This window comes from Neisseria lisongii, assembly GCF_028463985.1.
GTDB classification, from domain to species: Bacteria; Pseudomonadota; Gammaproteobacteria; order Burkholderiales; family Neisseriaceae; genus Neisseria; species Neisseria lisongii.
The window spans coordinates 607,630-622,847 of sequence record NZ_CP116766.1 but is presented as its reverse complement, the minus strand read 5'-3'; the positions used below and the strand labels follow the sequence as shown (position 1 = coordinate 622,847).

The following is a 15,218-nucleotide window of genomic DNA, read 5'->3' as shown; positions in this document are numbered from 1 at the left end:
CCGGCATTTTCAGACGGCCTAGGCCGTCTGAAAAACGAAACCTTTCCTCAAAGAGAACATTATGTCTTGCGAACATCTAACCATGTCCTACAGCACTTTCCCGAAAACCGCCAATGATGCGCTGAAAGAGCCGATGTTTTTCGGCCAGTCGGTCAATGTGGCCCGTTATGACCAGCAGAAATACGAAATCTTTGAAAAACTGATTGAAAAGCAGCTTTCTTTCTTTTGGCGGCCGGAAGAAATTGACGTTTCGCGCGACCGTATCGACTACGCCAACCTACCGGAACATGAAAAACATATTTTTATCAGTAATTTAAAATATCAAACCCTGCTCGATTCGATTCAGGGGCGCAGCCCGAACGTAGCGCTGCTGCCGCTGGTGTCCATTCCCGAACTGGAAACATGGATTGAAACATGGTCGTTTTCCGAGACCATTCATTCCCGCAGCTACACCCACATTATCCGCAATATCGTCAACGACCCGTCGATTGTGTTTGATGATATTGTACAAAATCAATACATTATCGCCCGTGCCGAAGACATCGCCTGCTATTATGACGATTTAATCGAATATACCCAATATTACAATCTGTTGGGCGAAGGCCGACATACCGTTAACGGCAACAGCATCACGGTCAGCCTGCGGGAGTTGAAGAAAAAGCTGTATCTGTGTCTGATGTGCGTGAATGTGTTGGAAGCCATCCGCTTTTACGTTTCTTTTGCCTGCTCGTTTGCCTTTGCCGAACGGGAATTGATGGAAGGCAATGCCAAAATCATCAAACTCATCGCCCGCGACGAAGCCCTGCACCTTACCAGCACCCAGCATATGCTGAATCTGATGCGTGCCGGCGAAGACGATCCGGAAATGGCGGAAATCGCCGCCGAATTGGAAAACGATTGTTTTGAATTGTTCAAAAAAGCGGCCGAGCAGGAAAAAGAATGGGCGGCCTACCTCTTTAAAGACGGCTCGATGATCGGCCTGAATAAAGAAATTTTGGGACAATATGTCGAATATATCACCAATCTGCGTATGCAGGCGGTCGGACTGAAACCTGCCTTTGAAAAAGCCAACCAAAATCCGATTCCGTGGATTAACGCTTGGCTCTCGTCCGATAATGTTCAGGTTGCGCCGCAGGAAGTCGAGATTTCCTCTTATCTTATCGGCCAGATTGATTCGGAAGTCAATGCCGACGATTTGGGCGATTTCGAGCTGTAATCCCCGCAAACCATGCCGTCTGAAAAACGTATTTTCAGACGGCCTTCCGCCCAAACCGTTTTTCATTTCCCCACTGTTCCGACCGCCATGCCGCTGATTACCACACACGATAAAATCTTCGAGTTGCAACCGGGCGAAACCCTGCTCGAAGGTTTGGAGCGCACCGGCCACGAAGTCGAATACCAATGCCGCAGCGGTTATTGCGGTTCATGCCGTCTGAAAATCCTCAGCGGCAAAGTGTCCTATCCCGATCCGCCGCTGGCTTTTGTCAGCCGTGGCGAAATCCTGCCCTGCTGCTGCCAAGTCAGCGAAAACCTCAGCTTGGACTGCCGTCTGAAAAGCGAACAGTCGGATTTGTTTGAGACGGATTTGTTTGACGAAGCGGCGCAAACCATATAAAAGCCGTCTGAAAATTGATTTTTCAGACGGCTTTCAACAGCTTAAAACATCACAACGATGTCTTGTTCCACTTCACATTAAGCAGCAAAGCGTTTGGCCACTTCGTCCCAATTCACGATTTCCCAGAAACCTTTCAAGTAGTTAGGACGGCTGTTGCGGTAGTCGATGTAGTAGGCGTGTTCCCATACGTCGCAGGTCAGCAGTGGAGTGTTTTCGGTTGTCAGCGGCGTAGCGGCGTTGGAAGTCGATACCAAATCCAATTCGCCCGCAGGAGTTTTCACCAGCCAAGCCCAGCCTGAACCGAATGTACCGGCGGCGCAAGCACCGAAGGCTTCTTGGAATTGCTCGAAGCTGCCCCATTTGGCATCGATAGCGGCTGCCAGTTCGCCCGCCGGTTTGCCTTGGCCTTTAGGCGTGAAGCCCAGCCAGTAGAACGTGTGGTTCCAAGTTTGGGCTGCGTTGTTGAACACGCCGCCGCTGGATTTTTTCACGATTTCTTCCAAAGACAGTTCTTCAAATTCAGTGCCTTTGATTTGGTTGTTCAGGTTGGTGATGTAGGTTTGATGGTGTTTGCCGTAGTGGTATTCCAAGGTTTCTTTAGACAAATGCGGCTCTAAAGCGTCCAATTCGTATGGTAATTGCGGTAATTTATGTTCCATGTTGATGCTCCTGATATCGTTGCTTTCTTTGGTGTGTTTTGTGAAGAAACAGTTCGGGCGCTTTGCCGGAAATGGTTTCTTATTGCCCTAAAAGGCAATCCCGTTATTCTACCCTTGTTATCCGTTCTGCTCAACTTTCACAAAAAATGCCCTGTTTTTATTCAAATAGCGGGAATAAAAACAGGGCATTCAGGCCGTCTGAAAATCGGGCGTGTCAGGTTTTCGGCAAGGTTACGCCGGTTTGACCCATATATTTGCCGTTACGGTCTTTATACGAAGTTTCGCAGGTTTCATCGCTTTCAAAAAACAGTACCTGCGCCACGCCTTCGCCGGCGTAGATTTTCGCCGGAAGCGGTGTGGTATTGGAAAATTCAAGGGTTACATAGCCTTCCCATTCCGGCTCAAACGGAGTTACATTGACAATAATGCCGCAGCGGGCGTAAGTCGATTTGCCGAGACAAACGGTCAATACGTTGCGGGGGATGCGGAAATATTCCACCGTCCGCGCCAAAGCAAAGGAATTGGGCGGAATAATGCAGCAGTCGTCTTCCACAGTAACAAAGTTTTTCGGGTCGAAATTTTTCGGATCGACAATGGTGCTGTTGATATTGGTAAAGATTTTAAACTCGTTGGCGCAACGGATATCGTAGCCGTAGCTTGATGTGCCGTAGGAAATAATCCGCTGGCCGTTGACTTCTTTAATCTGGTTCGGCTCAAACGGCTCAATCATGCCGTGCTGCTCGCTCATGCGGCGTATCCATTTGTCGGATTTAATGCTCATGAAAATTCCTTTTTGATTTGACGGTTCGCCGCTTGGCGGCAATACAATATAATCTCCGTTTTCAGACGGCTTTGTGTGTCAGGCCGTCTGAAAATCATGCCTGCCAGCCGCCCAACAGCGATACCAGCTCTTCCAGCATACTGCCCAGCGCTTCGGTCATCAAAATCTGCGAAGCAAACATCAGGCTGGCGGCATCATCACCGCTGCTTTCGGCCTCTTCCTGCAAAACATCCAAATACTGGATACGCTTGAGGGTAAAATCCTGCGTCAGCACAAACGCAATTTGGTCGCGCCACACCAAACCAAGCTGGGTAACGGTTTTGCCGTTTTTAACGTGTTGCACCACCTCATCAGCCGTTAAATCCTGCTTGGAAATTTTCACCGTCGGCGCAACATCGCCGCTGCCTTTTAATTCACAATCGCTGTCCAACTCAAAACCGCCCTCGCAACCGCCGTTGAGCAACCACGATGTCATCAGCGACGAAGGCGACTGTTTGGTTTGCGGCAGCGCCGCCTCCAAACCGCCCAAGGCTTCGCGCAGCTTGGTCAGCACATTTTCAGCCTTGCTCTGCGCCGCATGATTCACCAGCAAAAAACCCCGCCGGGTATCAAACACCGCCTGAACACGGCTGCTGCGGGTAAATGCCCTCGGCAGCAAATCATCGGTGATAATATCTTTTAATTCCTGCTTTTCCTTGCGGCCGACATTCCGACCCTCGTTATTTTGGATTTCCAGCACTTTTTCGTCCAAAATATCCCGAATCACACCGGCAGGCAACACTTTTTCCTCTTTTTTCAAGGCAACCCGCCAAGTATAGTCGGCAGGAAACACCGCTTCCGGCGAAAACGCCACCGGCGCAGCAAAGCCCTCGCTAAACCAGTCCAAACCCTGACAAGGCACAAATTCCGCCGCCGCCAACTTGTCCGCCAGCAACTCCAAATCAGGTAACTTTTCCCGATTGAGCGGATAAAAACTGATCTGCTTAAACCACATCGTCAATCCTTTCCTTAAAACCCCGCTATTATACACAGATTGTCGCCGACCGTACCATCGCCCGAAGCACCACAGGCCGTCTGAAAACGAGCGAAGCGAGTTTCTGCGAAGCTAAAACGAGTAAACCGAGTTTCTGCAAAGCTAAAACCGCGGGTTTTAAGGCAAAATAATTCCCAAAACGCTTGACAGCCGTTTCAAACCTCGGCATAATCTCGGCTTCTTCGGTATGCGCCCATCGTCTAGAGGCCTAGGACACTGCCCTTTCACGGCGGCAACCGGGGTTCGAATCCCCGTGGGCGTGCCACCCCAAAATCTGCCAAACGGCAGATTTTTGTTTTTCTGTCTTCCCTACTTCCCGCCCGCCTTTTCAAATCAGCCCAAATCCTTTATTCTTCCCGTTTGTTCAACAATTAAGGAAAAAAACCATGCCTTACGTCAATATCAAAGTAACCGGCGGCAGCGAAGCGCCGAGTGTCGAACAAAAAGCCGAACTAATTCAGGGCGTAACCGAATTATTATCACGGGTACTCAACAAAAATCCCGAAACCACCGTCGTCGTGATTGATGAAGTCGATATGGACAACTGGGGCATAGGCGGCAAAAGCGTCAGCGTTAGACGCGCCGAAGCGGCTAAATCCAAGCAACCTTAGGCCGATTTTTTACAGCAAAACAGAAACATGCCGTCTGAAAATCGGGTTTTCCCGTTTTCAGACGGCTTGGTTTCAATTCAAAACACTGTTATTTCGGCAATACCAAAAAGTTGATCAGGATTTCTTTGAAGATAAAGCCGAACACGCCCAGTCCTAATACGAGGAAGAGCATGGCCATGCCGAATTTGCCGGCTTGGGATTCTTTACCTAAGTTCCAAACAATAAATCCTAAAAAAACAATCAATACTGTTAGGCAGATACGCAGCGCCCAGGTGGAGAATACGGCTTCATCCATGATGTGTGTTTCCTTTTATCGTTTAAACAACGGCGGTTAAGGCCGTCTGAAAATCAGGCAAATGCCTGTTTTAAATCGTCAATCAAATCTTCCACAACTTCCAAGCCAACTGACAGGCGCACGAGGCCTTGGGTGATGCCGGCGGCTAATTTGTCTTCAGGCGACATGCGGGCGTGGGTGGTGGTCCACGGGTGGGTGATGGTGGAACGGACATCGCCCAGATTGGCGGTGCGGGAAAATACTTCCACGCTGTCGATCACTTTCCATGCGGCCGCCTGATCTTCCAGCTCGAAACCGATAACGATGCCGCCGCCGTTTTGCTGGCGTTCAACCAACTCACGTTGCGGGTGTTCGGGCAGGCCGGAATAGTAAACGGCTTTGACCTGCGGTTGGGTTTGCAGCCATTGGGCGACGGCGAGCGCTTGGGCGAACTGTTTTTCCATGCGCAGCGACAGAGTTTCGATGCCGCTCAACAGTTCCCATGAATTAAACGGGGAAATCGCCAAGCCGCAGGAGTTGCAATACACTGCTACCTGCGCCATCAGGGCTTCCGAACCTGCCAATACGCCGCCGGCAACACGGCCGTGGCCGTCCAAGGCTTTGGTGGCGGACTGTACGGAAATATCGGCTCCCTGCTCCAGCGGCCGTTGGCCGTAAGGCGACATCAGGCTGTTGTCCACTGCCAAGAGTGCGCCGTGCCGGTGCGCCAAATCCGCCAAGGCACGCAAATCGGCGACTTCGCCCAAGGGGTTGGACGGGGTCTCTAAGAAAAACAGTTTGGTATTCGGGCGGATTGCTGCCTGCCATTCGCCGATGTCGGTGGTCGAAACATAGCTGACTTCAATGCCGAATTTGCGGACAACGGTATCGATAAAACCGGCGGTGGTGCCGAACAGACCGCGACCGGAAACAATATGGTCGCCCGCCTGCAAAAAGGTGAAAAACGCTGCCTGAATCGCCGACATGCCGCTGGACGTGGCAACAGCCCGCTCCGCTCCCTCCAACTGCGCCAAACGTTTTTCAAAAGCGGCGGTGGTCGGGTTGGCGGTGCGGGTATAGGTGAAGCCTTTGACTTTTTTGGAAAACAGGTCGGCGGCGTGGGCGGCGCTTTCCCACATAAAGCTGCTGGTCATAAACAGCGCCTGATTGTGTTCCCGATATTGCGTTTCTTCTTTGCCGCCCCGGATTGCCAGCGTTTGCGGGTGCAGTTTTTTTGTCATGTCCGTTCTCTCCAGTATATTGTTTCGTCTATTGTGAATTAACCTAATAATCCATACGGTTTTTAAACAAGGCGTAGATACTATAAGCCCCCCAATAAATCAAGCCTTATCCAGACACATTTTCGCATAGCGTTCTTCATTAAAGGGTTGTTGGTACTTCAATACAGATTGGGCAATGGTCACGAGTTTACGCATCAGAGCCACAATCACGGCTTTTTTCGCCAGTTTATTACGCTCCAGCAAGCGTTGGACAAACGGGCTGTAAATACTGTCCTTATATTTGCCAAAGCAAAACGACACGGCCGGCATATAGAGTATCTTCCTCAAATCACTCTGTCCGATACGGGAGATACCGACCCGCTTATCTACACTCGTTCCCGATTGTCTGACCATCGGGGTCAGTCCGGCGTAGGTCGCAGCAGCCCTTCCGTTTTTAAAACGAGTGCCGTCGCCCAGTATGGCGAGCAGCCAACAGGCTGTGTTTTTGCCGATGGCGGGAATACTGCTCAGCAGACGATGGTTGTGTTTCAACTGCTCATCCTGTTTCACCAACTGATGAATATGCGCTTCAACGGTTTTGACTTCGCACTCAAGAAAAGCAATCAGACGTTCGGATGAAACCATTGCATACTCGTCCAACAGCATCTGCAGCCGGACTTTTTCTTTCGCCAGCGCTGCTTTTAAATGTTCGAGATGGCGAAGTTGGCGCAATAAGGCTTGTTCGTTATTGCCTTTCGGTTGCCACAGGTCAAACTCATGAATATAGCTTTCGGCTAAGCGGGCAAGTAATTTGGCATCCGCTTTGTCGGTTTTGGAACGTAAGTTCAAACCTTTGGCAAAGTTGGCGGCACATTTGGGATTAATCACGACTACCGAATGTCCGGCCGCATATAAGTATTCGCACAACCTTTCGTGATAGACGTTTGTCGCCTCCATCACGATATAGAGCGGCTTATCCGAAAAGCTGTTCAGCCATTCGCTCAAAGCAGCAAATCCTTGCGGATGGTTCTCAAACTGGTGGTGTTGATACACTTTTGCGGATTTTTTGACCGCGACATCGAACTTTAACTTGGCAATATCGATGCCGATAAAATAAAATGGGGTGTCCATCATGCTCCTAACCTTGTGAATGCAGACTATGCACAGCATGTCTATGATACTATTCGGGGTGTTTGGACATTGAAAACAGGCTTTTATCTACGTCGCGGGCTTTGAAGCCCAAGGTTGGCGTACAACTCTGTTTTCAATCCCGCCCCTGATAGCTGCTTCTATCGGGGGCTTTTTATTTTATCTTGTGGTTGGTGTTTCTTATACAAGGTTGGGTCGAGACCCAACATTAATTTAAAAAACCTTGAAACATAAGATTTTGTTGGGTTACGCTCGTGCCTCGCCAACCACAACCTACGCCTGCTTTGGTATGGGAAATTCAGTGTTTTAACTATATGAGGTCGTCTGAAAATCAGGTTTTTCCACATATAATGAATTAACCAAAAAAATATTACAACCAAAGTGAACCACCCTTCCCGCCAGCGGGACGGGGAGCGGTGTGTAGTGTGCTTGCCTAAGCATGCACGTGTTCTTTAAATTCCACATGAATGCCGTCTGAAAATGAGTAAAGCGAGTTTCTGCGTGGCTAAAATCAGATTTTCAGACGGCTTCGACATAAAACTCACAGAACAGGTGCGTGCTTTGGCTCGCATCCTACAAGTGCCGGATTAAATTGTATGGATTATTCAGTTAATCCACTATAGTGGCACAAAAGTTAATAAGTAAACATTCTGCACCTATTTCAGACGGCTTTCAAGTTTACCGCCGTTTTTCAGACAGCCTCGCCCTGCCACGGTTTTACTTTGGCAAACAGGCGGTAGAAATTTTCGGTGGTATAGGCCGCCAACTCTTCCAGAGTTTCGCCCCGCAACTTGGCGACAAATTCCGCCGTATGGCGCACATACGCCGGTTCGTTGGGCTTGCCCCGCTTCGGCACAGGGGCAAGAAACGGTGCATCGGTCTCCACCAGCATCCGGTCTTGCGGCACATATTTCGCCGCCTCCTGAATCAGCGGTGCATTTTTAAAGGTTACAATGCCGGAAAACGAAATATACAGTCCCAAATCCAATGCAGCTTTAGCAAAGGCAATATCTTCGGAAAAACAGTGGATTACGCCGGAATTGGTGTTGCATTCCTTTAAAATCCGCAGCGTATCCTGCGCTGCATCGCGGGTATGCACAATCACCGGCAAACCGCTTTCGTTGGCGGCTTGGATATGGTCGGCAAAACGTTGGTGCTGCCATGCCAAATCGCCTTTGCACCAGTAATAATCCAAACCGGTTTCGCCGATTCCGACCACTTTGGGGTGCTGCGCCGCCGCCACCATTTCGGCGACCGTAAATTCCGCTGCTTCTTGGCTGTCGGGGTGGACACCGACGGTGCAATAAACCTGCTCGTTTTGCTCGGCAATCGCCAAAACTTCCTGAAAACTCTCACGGCTGACGCTGATTGCCAGCGCCTGCCGCACATCTTGTTCCGCCATATTGGCGAACACTTCGCCCAACCGTCCGGCAAGGCCTTCAAAATTCAAATGACAGTGTGAATCGATTAAATACATGGTGTAATCCGTGGTGTGTGTTTCAAATGCTTATTTTCCCTGCAACGCCTGCCCGCTGCCCTTATTTATTCTGCCAAAACGCCAGATAGTCAATCAGCAGCGATTCCATCTGCATTCTGACGTTGAGCGTGTGGCGGCCGTAGGGAGCGAGTTTGTTCAAAGTATCCATCAGGCGGAACAGTTTGTCGGGGCGGGTGCGTCCGGCGACTTGGCGGCCGGCATCGGCGTAATCGGGGTAATACAGCGGCGGCATATTCTGCTGCGCCAAGCCGACATCGAGCAGCCATTTCTGCAGCCAGTCTATGCCCGCCGCCAAGGGTTGTTTGTGTTTGTCGAACTCGGCGGCATAGTCCAAAATCGCCAGCAGGCGGGGCTGCGCCAGCAGGTCGAGCAAACCGGCACGCAGGCCGTCTGAAAATTCATCTGTTTCAAACAATGGAGCGCCACTGTGAAACGCCAGTTTGGCGGCGGCATTGTCCACACCCTGCGCCTGCAGAAACGCCAGTGCTTGGGCATAATCGGGGGCGGGCAACAGCAGTTGGCGGCAACGGCTTTTGACGGTCGGCAAGAGTTTGTCCCGTGCGTGGCACACCAGCAGGAACACCACGTCTTGCGGCGGTTCTTCCAAAACTTTCAATAAAGCATTTGCTGCCTGTGTGTTCATGCTTTCGGCGGGGTGGATTAAAATCACCCGCAAGCCGCCGCGTACGGCGCTCAGATAGAGTTTGTCCACCACATCGCGCACAGCATCGATTTTAATCTGCTGCAGTTTGCGTGCCGCTGTTTCGCCTTCGGCGGCTTCGGGCGCAAGCTCGTAAAAATCGGGGTGTCCGCCTTGGGCAAACAGATGACACGAGGGGCAATGTCCGCAGGCTTGGTGGCGGCTGTCGGGCGATTCGCACAATAATGCCTGCGCCAAATGTCGGGCAAATGCGGTTTTACCGGTGTTTTCCCGCCCCGCAATCAGCCACGCATTCGGTCGGCTGTGCCAATGTTCGGCAAGCTGCCGCCATGCCTGTTCGTGCCAAGGGTAAATCATGATCTGTTCATTTCTTTAGAATAGCGTTTCAGAAATAAGCCGTCTGAAAATCAAATCGGCACAATAACCGACAACAATGCCGCTGCCAAAATACCGTACACCAGCCAAACCAGCCAAATTTGCCTACGGTATTGATCAGTTTTTTTATCAATCAAAAAAAACCGTGCCTGAAGCAGCCACATCAACACGACCAATATTATTCCGTACAGATTAGACAGCGGCGGGATATAGTCTTTGCCCATACAGGTCAAATCTGCACACAATGCCGCTTCTGCCAGCGCATCGATTTTCATCCATACTGCCATGCCCAGCAATAAAATACCAATTAAAGTCGGAATATACAGCCGAATATCCCGCAGCTTCACGCCGCTTCCCAATAATCGATATAAAGTTGCAGTTCGGTCTGGTTGCGCCATTCGTTGGCGACGGGGCGGTAAACGGTGCGGATAAACGGCGGCAATTCGTCGTTGCAACGCCAGAACATGGCTTCAAATTCGCAGCCGTCTTTTTCCAGCCAGGCTTTGGTGTGTTTGCCTTCCGCACCCATCGGCTGCTGGCGGCGCACACGGAATTTGTCGGTAAAACTCGGCGGGGCGAAGCCCTGTCCCCATACTTGGCGGGCAAGGTTTTGCGCCTGTTCGAGGGTAATGTCGGCGGCGGCAAGGCTGCCGTCGGTGATAAAGGTTTGCGACAGGTCTTCTTCGTCCAACATTTCTTGAACGGCGGCTTCAAAGGCCGTCTGAAAATCGGCAATCCGGTTTTCGTATATGCTCAAACCCGCCGCCATCGCATGGCCGCCGAATTTGATGATTAAATCGGGGTGGCGTTTGCTGACCAAATCCAAAGCGTCCCGCAGGTGCAGATTGGGAATGGATCGCCCCGATCCCCGGATTTCGCCGTTGTCTGCCGGTGCAAATACGATGGTTGGGCGGTAAAAACGGTCTTTCAGACGGCTGGCGACAATGCCGACCACGCCCTGATGGAAGTCGTCCCGATAGGCAACCAGCGTGGTCTGCCCTGCCGGCAAGGTTTCGGGAAAGGCGTTGAGTGCGTCCTGCAGCATGGATTGTTCGATTTCCCGCCGCTCGATATTAAGCTGGTTGAGCTGCGCCGCCAGCGTTTGGGCTTCGGCATCGTTTTCCGCCAGCAAGCAGGCAATGCCGACCGACATATCGTCCAAGCGTCCGGCGGCGTTGATTCTCGGTCCGAGTGCAAACCCCATATCAAACGGCTGGGCTTTACGCCAGTCTCTGCGGGCGATGTCGAACAATGCCCGTATGCCCGGCCGCATTTTGCCGGAACGTATCCGCTTCAGCCCCTGCGATACCAAAATGCGGTTGTTGTGATCCAGCGGCACCACGTCGGCCACGGTTCCCAATGCCACCAAATCCAACAATTCGGCCAGATTCGGCTTGGCAAGGCCGTCTGAAAAATGGCCCCGGCGTTCCAATTCGGCACGCAGTGCAATCAAAACGTAAAAAATCACGCCCACGCCCGCCAGACTTTTGCTGGCAAAGCCGCAGCCTTTTTGGTTGGGATTGACGATAATGCAGTCGGGCGTGCTTTCTGCCGGCAAATGGTGATCGGTTACCACCACGTCCAAACCCAATGCTTTGGCCCGTGCCACGCCCGCCAGACTGGCGATGCCGTTATCGACCGTAACCAGCAAATCCACATTCTGCGCCGCCGCCAGTTCCGCCAGCTCGGGGGTTAAGCCGTAGCCGTGTTCAAAACGGTTGGGAACGAGAAAATCGACCACGCCGCCCATTGCCGACAGGCCTTTGATGCCGACCGAACACGCTGTTGCACCGTCGGCATCGTAGTCCGCCACAATCAGGATTTTTTCCTGCCGCTGCACGGCATCCGCCAGCCGCACCGCCGCCGCTTCGCAATGCGTGAGCGTCTGATACGGCAACAGGCTGTCGAGCCGGTCTTGCAATTCGGCGGCCGACTTCACCTGCCGTGCGGCGCACAGGCGGGCAATCAGCGGATCAGTGCCTGCCGCCACCAGCGCCTGACAGACTTCTTGATTGACGGAACGGGTTTGGATTTTTACGGACATAAGTTTCTTAAATTTCTTGTTCTTGTGTTTTGATTTTGGATAAAAATATCAGACAGCAGGCCGTCTGAAAATCGTTACTCCGCTGACTGATTATTCTTCCGCCGCTGTGCCGTTTTCCATTACGGTTTTGATTTCCTGAAACAGCGCACGGAAGTTTTTCGGCGGTTTGTTTTGTTCCTGCTCTTTGCGGGTATTGCGGATCAGGGTGCGGATTTTGCCGGCATCGGCGTGCGGATAATCCGCCATAAAGCGGGTAAACGCTTCATCGTCGGCAATCAGCCGTTCCCGTGCCTGCTCGACACGCTGCAAAAAGGCATTGTGTGCCGCATTGTCGCCCCGCAGTTTTGCCAAAAACTGTTCAATCGGTTCGGGATCGGTATCCCGCATCAGGCGGCCGATATATTGCGCCTGACGTTTGAGGGCGCTGTTGGAGGTGATTTTTTTATACGTCTGCACCGCTTCGAGCAAATCGTCGGCCAAACCGATTTTTTTCAGCGTGTCGCTTGAAAGCTTGGTCAGCGCCATACCCAAATCCTGCAAATCGTTCATCTGCTTTTTCATTTGGGTTTTGCTGACCCATTCGTCTTCCTGCTCAAACATGGTTTTCTACCGTTATCGTGTCAAATCGGGGTATTTTAACACGAGCCGTCTGAAAACAGTTACAATGCAGCCAAGCAAAATCCGGAACTTTACCACCATGTTTCACCACGCACGGGAAGAATTATCAGACTTGTGCCGCCGCACGCTCCGACTGGCCCAAGAAATGGGTGCCGATGCCGCAGCGGCGGACTTCAGCGAATCGCTGGGGCAAAACGTCAGCGTCCGCCTCAACGAAATCGAACAAATCGAATTCCAGCAGGACAAATCGCTCGACATCACCGTTTATGTCGGCAAACGCAAAGGGCGTGCCAGCACGGCAGACTTTTCCGCCCAAGCCCTGAGCGACACCGTCAAAGCCGCTGTCGATATTGCCCGCTACACCGCCGAAGACGAATGCAACGGCTTGGCAGAAGCGGAATTAATGGCGGGCGAATGCGGCAATCTCGACCGCTACCACGAATGGGACATTTCCACCGAAGATGCCGTCGCCCTTGCCAAAGAATGCGAACAGGCAGCGCTGGAAGCCGACAGCCGCATCAGCAATTCCGAAGGTGCCTGCGTGCAAAACAGCCATTACCAATATGTGTATGGCAACACCCACGGCTTTCTGGCACACCAGCAAGGCACACGCCACAGCATTTCCTGCAGCGTGGTCGCCGCCGATTCAGACGGCATGCAGCGGGATTATTGGTACGACAGCGCCTGTTGCCACAGCGATATGGCAGCCGCCGCCGACATCGGCCGCACCGCCGCCGAACGCACCGCCCGCCGTTTGGGCAGCCGCAGCGTGCCGACCGGCAGCTATCCGGTCATTTTCGACACCACGCTGTCCGGCAGCCTGATCGGCCATTTGGTCGGCGCACTCAGCGGCAGCGCCCTCTACCGCCAAAGCAGCTTTCTGATCGACAGCATCGGCAAACAGGTCTTGCCCGACTTTATCCACCTGCGGGAAGAGCCGCACATTCCCCGCGCTTTCGGCAGCACTTATTTCGATTCCGAAGGCGTGGCGACCGCCCCCCGCTTTGTGGTGGAAAACGGCGTGATTTGCGGCTATTTCCTCAGCAGCTACAGCGCCCGCAAACTCGGTATGCAGACCACCGCCAACGCCGGCGGCGCACACAATCTCTATTTGAGCCACACCCACAACAACCAAGCCGCCCTGCTCAAAGAAATGGGCAGCGGCCTGTTGATTACCGAATTGATGGGACAGGGTGTCAATACCATTACCGGCGACTATTCGCGCGGAGCCGCCGGATTTTGGGTGGAAAACGGCGTGATTGCCTATCCTGTGCAGGGCATAACCGTAGCCGGCCGCCTGCAGGATATGTACCGCAACATCAGCGGCGTAGCCGACGATGCCCTGAAACGCTCATCCAACAAAATCGGCTCGATTCTCATCAGCGAGATGACCGTCGCCGGAGAATAAATTCCCTGCAACCGTTTTTCAGACGGCCTCACGCCGTCTGAAAAACGCCCTTTCCGCTTTCCATTCCGAAACCGCCATGCACATTGTCGTTATCCCCTCTTGGTATCCCAAATCCGAACACGATGTGGACGGTATATTCTTCCGCAATCAGGCGCAGGCCTTGCAGCGGGCCGGATGCACTGTCGGCGTAATCGCCCCGATGTTCCGCTACCTGCGCAGCGAACCGGCCAGCGTGTTCGCCGGCCCTTACGGATTGCGCCGCCACCGCCAAGGCGGACTGAACACTTATGCCTACGACAGCATGTATTTTTTCCCCCGCTGTCCGATTGTCGATATCGACCGCATCCGCTGGGTGAATGCCGGACTGGCGGCGTTTGAACGCTATATCGCCGACAACGGCCGCCCCGATGCCGTCCACGCCCACGCCATGAACTACGGCGGCATTCTGGCGCACGCCATCTACCGCCGCTACGGCATTCCCTACGTAATTACCGAACACAGCAGCATTTTTGCCCGCAATCTGGTGCGCCGCAACCAATGGCCGTCCATGCACGCAGCGGCACAAAACTGCAGCGCACGTTTCGCCGTCAGCCGTGATTTATGCGCCCTGCTCCAGCAAAAATACGGATTGGACTGGCAGTATTTGCCGAATATTTTGGGCAGCAACTTCGCCGAAGCGTTTACCTTTCCCGATAAAACGCAGCAGCCTTTCACCTTTTGCTCGGTCGCCCATCTGCGGCAGCTCAAAGGCTTCGACATTCTGTTGCCCGCCTTCGCCCAAGCCCTGCAGCAACGTCCGAATATGCGTTTGAACATCGGCGGCGACGGGCCGGAAGCCGCCAAACTGCGGCAAATGGCGGCAGATTTGGGCATTGCCCGTGCCGTCTCGTTTGCAGACCGTCTGAAAACCGACGAAGTATTGTCCCTGATGCGGCAGAGCCATGCTTTTGTATTGGCCAGCCGCACCGAAACATTCGGCGTTGTCTTTATCGAAGCCCTGTCGCAAGGCTTGCCCCTGATTGCCACCCGCTGCGGCGGGCCGGAATCCATCGTCAATCCCAACAACGGCCTGCTCGTTCCGACCGACAATCCCGCCGCCCTCGCCCAAGCCCTCATCGATATGCACGACAACCCAAACCGCTATTCTCCCGACACCCTGCGGCAAAACTGCTTGGCAGAATTTGGCGAAGCAGCCGTTACAGGCCGTCTGAAAAACACATTTTCCCGCCTGATTGCCAACAACAAGCCTTGATTCGGCACGGCGAAACAGGC

Annotated in this window: 16 protein-coding genes and 1 tRNA gene; 6 read left to right on the top strand and 11 right to left on the bottom strand. The window is 52.6% G+C overall.

Going from position 1 to position 15,218, the window contains the following annotated elements; all coding sequences use genetic code 11:
* Positions 1 to 82 precede the first annotated feature (82 nt).
* Positions 83 to 1,216 carry a class Ia ribonucleoside-diphosphate reductase subunit beta gene (nrdB, locus tag PJU73_RS02855; protein WP_237090947.1) on the top strand — a complete coding sequence of 378 codons (1,134 nt, stop codon included), beginning with the start codon at positions 83 to 85 and terminating at the stop codon, positions 1,214 to 1,216.
* An 87-nt stretch (positions 1,217 to 1,303) separates the two neighbouring features.
* Positions 1,304 to 1,615 (top strand): class I ribonucleotide reductase maintenance protein YfaE, encoded by a 312-nt coding sequence (gene yfaE, locus PJU73_RS02850; protein ID WP_237090946.1) that lies wholly within the window; start codon positions 1,304 to 1,306, stop codon positions 1,613 to 1,615.
* A gap of 77 nt (positions 1,616 to 1,692) precedes the next feature.
* Here the strand turns inward: yfaE and PJU73_RS02845 are convergent, their stop codons facing one another.
* The 3 genes from PJU73_RS02845 to PJU73_RS02835 form a co-directional block, all read right to left on the bottom strand.
* A complete protein-coding gene (locus PJU73_RS02845) occupies positions 1,693 to 2,274 on the bottom strand; it encodes a superoxide dismutase (RefSeq protein ID WP_237090933.1) in 582 nt (193 codons plus the stop codon).
* Between the two features lie 214 nt (positions 2,275 to 2,488).
* Positions 2,489 to 3,055 (bottom strand): dCTP deaminase, encoded by a 567-nt coding sequence (gene dcd / locus PJU73_RS02840; protein WP_237090932.1) that lies wholly within the window; start codon positions 3,053 to 3,055, stop codon positions 2,489 to 2,491.
* Between the two features lie 94 nt (positions 3,056 to 3,149).
* On the bottom strand, positions 3,150 to 4,049 hold the full coding sequence (locus PJU73_RS02835; protein ID WP_237090931.1) for a recombination-associated protein RdgC: 900 nt from the start codon (positions 4,047 to 4,049) through the stop codon (positions 3,150 to 3,152).
* Positions 4,050 to 4,277: 228 nt separating this feature from the next.
* On the opposite strand from PJU73_RS02835, the gene PJU73_RS02830 reads away from it, so the two are divergent.
* Together PJU73_RS02830 and PJU73_RS02825 are read left to right on the top strand one after the other, a co-directional pair.
* A tRNA-Glu gene (locus PJU73_RS02830) sits at positions 4,278 to 4,353 on the top strand.
* A gap of 121 nt (positions 4,354 to 4,474) precedes the next feature.
* Positions 4,475 to 4,699 carry a tautomerase family protein gene (locus tag PJU73_RS02825; protein ID WP_237090930.1) on the top strand — a complete coding sequence of 75 codons (225 nt, stop codon included), beginning with the start codon at positions 4,475 to 4,477 and terminating at the stop codon, positions 4,697 to 4,699.
* A gap of 88 nt (positions 4,700 to 4,787) precedes the next feature.
* Here PJU73_RS02825 and PJU73_RS02820 read toward each other — a convergent pair whose 3' ends face one another.
* The 8 genes from PJU73_RS02820 to yjgA form a co-directional block, all read right to left on the bottom strand.
* The gene (locus tag PJU73_RS02820; protein WP_237090929.1) at positions 4,788 to 4,994 is read right to left on the bottom strand and encodes a DUF2788 domain-containing protein; all 207 of its coding nucleotides are present in this window, start codon (positions 4,992 to 4,994) and stop codon (positions 4,788 to 4,790) included.
* Positions 4,995 to 5,047: 53 nt separating this feature from the next.
* Positions 5,048 to 6,214, bottom strand: coding sequence for an O-succinylhomoserine sulfhydrylase (gene metZ, locus PJU73_RS02815; RefSeq protein WP_237090928.1), 1,167 nt, complete (start codon positions 6,212 to 6,214; stop codon positions 5,048 to 5,050).
* 99 nt (positions 6,215 to 6,313) lie between these two features.
* Positions 6,314 to 7,327 (bottom strand): IS110 family RNA-guided transposase, encoded by a 1,014-nt coding sequence (locus tag PJU73_RS02810; protein WP_237090927.1) that lies wholly within the window; start codon positions 7,325 to 7,327, stop codon positions 6,314 to 6,316.
* Positions 7,328 to 8,033: 706 nt separating this feature from the next.
* Positions 8,034 to 8,819, bottom strand: coding sequence for a TatD family hydrolase (locus PJU73_RS02805; RefSeq protein WP_237090926.1), 786 nt, complete (start codon positions 8,817 to 8,819; stop codon positions 8,034 to 8,036).
* 61 nt (positions 8,820 to 8,880) lie between these two features.
* Positions 8,881 to 9,858: a DNA polymerase III subunit delta' gene (locus PJU73_RS02800; protein ID WP_237090925.1), complete on the bottom strand. Its 978-nt coding sequence runs from the start codon at positions 9,856 to 9,858 to the stop codon at positions 8,881 to 8,883.
* Between the two features lie 50 nt (positions 9,859 to 9,908).
* Positions 9,909 to 10,223, bottom strand: coding sequence for a hypothetical protein (locus PJU73_RS02795; protein WP_237090924.1), 315 nt, complete (start codon positions 10,221 to 10,223; stop codon positions 9,909 to 9,911).
* Positions 10,220 to 11,920: a single-stranded-DNA-specific exonuclease RecJ gene (gene recJ, locus PJU73_RS02790; protein WP_237090923.1), complete on the bottom strand. Its 1,701-nt coding sequence runs from the start codon at positions 11,918 to 11,920 to the stop codon at positions 10,220 to 10,222. Before recJ ends, PJU73_RS02795 begins: the two co-directional genes overlap by 4 nt.
* Before the next feature lie 90 nt (positions 11,921 to 12,010).
* A complete protein-coding gene (gene yjgA, locus PJU73_RS02785; protein ID WP_237090922.1) occupies positions 12,011 to 12,520 on the bottom strand; it encodes a ribosome biogenesis factor YjgA in 510 nt (169 codons plus the stop codon).
* Positions 12,521 to 12,617: 97 nt separating this feature from the next.
* On the opposite strand from yjgA, the gene pmbA reads away from it, so the two are divergent.
* Both pmbA and PJU73_RS02775 read left to right on the top strand, forming a co-directional pair.
* The gene (pmbA, locus tag PJU73_RS02780) at positions 12,618 to 13,946 is read left to right on the top strand and encodes a metalloprotease PmbA (protein WP_237090921.1); all 1,329 of its coding nucleotides are present in this window, start codon (positions 12,618 to 12,620) and stop codon (positions 13,944 to 13,946) included.
* 76 nt (positions 13,947 to 14,022) lie between these two features.
* The gene (locus PJU73_RS02775) at positions 14,023 to 15,198 is read left to right on the top strand and encodes a glycosyltransferase (protein ID WP_237090920.1); all 1,176 of its coding nucleotides are present in this window, start codon (positions 14,023 to 14,025) and stop codon (positions 15,196 to 15,198) included.
* Positions 15,199 to 15,218: the final 20 nt, after the last annotated feature.

What these genes read in the sequence shown, in the direction of transcription:
- nrdB (WP_237090947.1), top strand. Translation starts at nt 83, where the DNA reads ATGTCCTACAGCACTTTCCCGAAAACCGCCAATGATGCGCTGAAAGAG.
- yfaE (WP_237090946.1), top strand. Translation starts at nt 1,304, where the DNA reads ATGCCGCTGATTACCACACACGATAAAATCTTCGAGTTGCAACCGGGC.
- PJU73_RS02845 (WP_237090933.1), bottom strand. Translation starts at nt 2,274, where the DNA reads ATGGAACATAAATTACCGCAATTACCATACGAATTGGACGCTTTAGAG.
- dcd (WP_237090932.1), bottom strand. Translation starts at nt 3,055, where the DNA reads ATGAGCATTAAATCCGACAAATGGATACGCCGCATGAGCGAGCAGCAC.
- PJU73_RS02835 (WP_237090931.1), bottom strand. Translation starts at nt 4,049, where the DNA reads ATGTGGTTTAAGCAGATCAGTTTTTATCCGCTCAATCGGGAAAAGTTA.
- PJU73_RS02825 (WP_237090930.1), top strand. Translation starts at nt 4,475, where the DNA reads ATGCCTTACGTCAATATCAAAGTAACCGGCGGCAGCGAAGCGCCGAGT.
- PJU73_RS02820 (WP_237090929.1), bottom strand. Translation starts at nt 4,994, where the DNA reads ATGGATGAAGCCGTATTCTCCACCTGGGCGCTGCGTATCTGCCTAACA.
- metZ (WP_237090928.1), bottom strand. Translation starts at nt 6,214, where the DNA reads ATGACAAAAAAACTGCACCCGCAAACGCTGGCAATCCGGGGCGGCAAA.
- PJU73_RS02810 (WP_237090927.1), bottom strand. Translation starts at nt 7,327, where the DNA reads ATGATGGACACCCCATTTTATTTTATCGGCATCGATATTGCCAAGTTA.
- PJU73_RS02805 (WP_237090926.1), bottom strand. Translation starts at nt 8,819, where the DNA reads ATGTATTTAATCGATTCACACTGTCATTTGAATTTTGAAGGCCTTGCC.
- PJU73_RS02800 (WP_237090925.1), bottom strand. Translation starts at nt 9,858, where the DNA reads ATGATTTACCCTTGGCACGAACAGGCATGGCGGCAGCTTGCCGAACAT.
- recJ (WP_237090923.1), bottom strand. Translation starts at nt 11,920, where the DNA reads ATGTCCGTAAAAATCCAAACCCGTTCCGTCAATCAAGAAGTCTGTCAG.
- yjgA (WP_237090922.1), bottom strand. Translation starts at nt 12,520, where the DNA reads ATGTTTGAGCAGGAAGACGAATGGGTCAGCAAAACCCAAATGAAAAAG.
- pmbA (WP_237090921.1), top strand. Translation starts at nt 12,618, where the DNA reads ATGTTTCACCACGCACGGGAAGAATTATCAGACTTGTGCCGCCGCACG.
- PJU73_RS02775 (WP_237090920.1), top strand. Translation starts at nt 14,023, where the DNA reads ATGCACATTGTCGTTATCCCCTCTTGGTATCCCAAATCCGAACACGAT.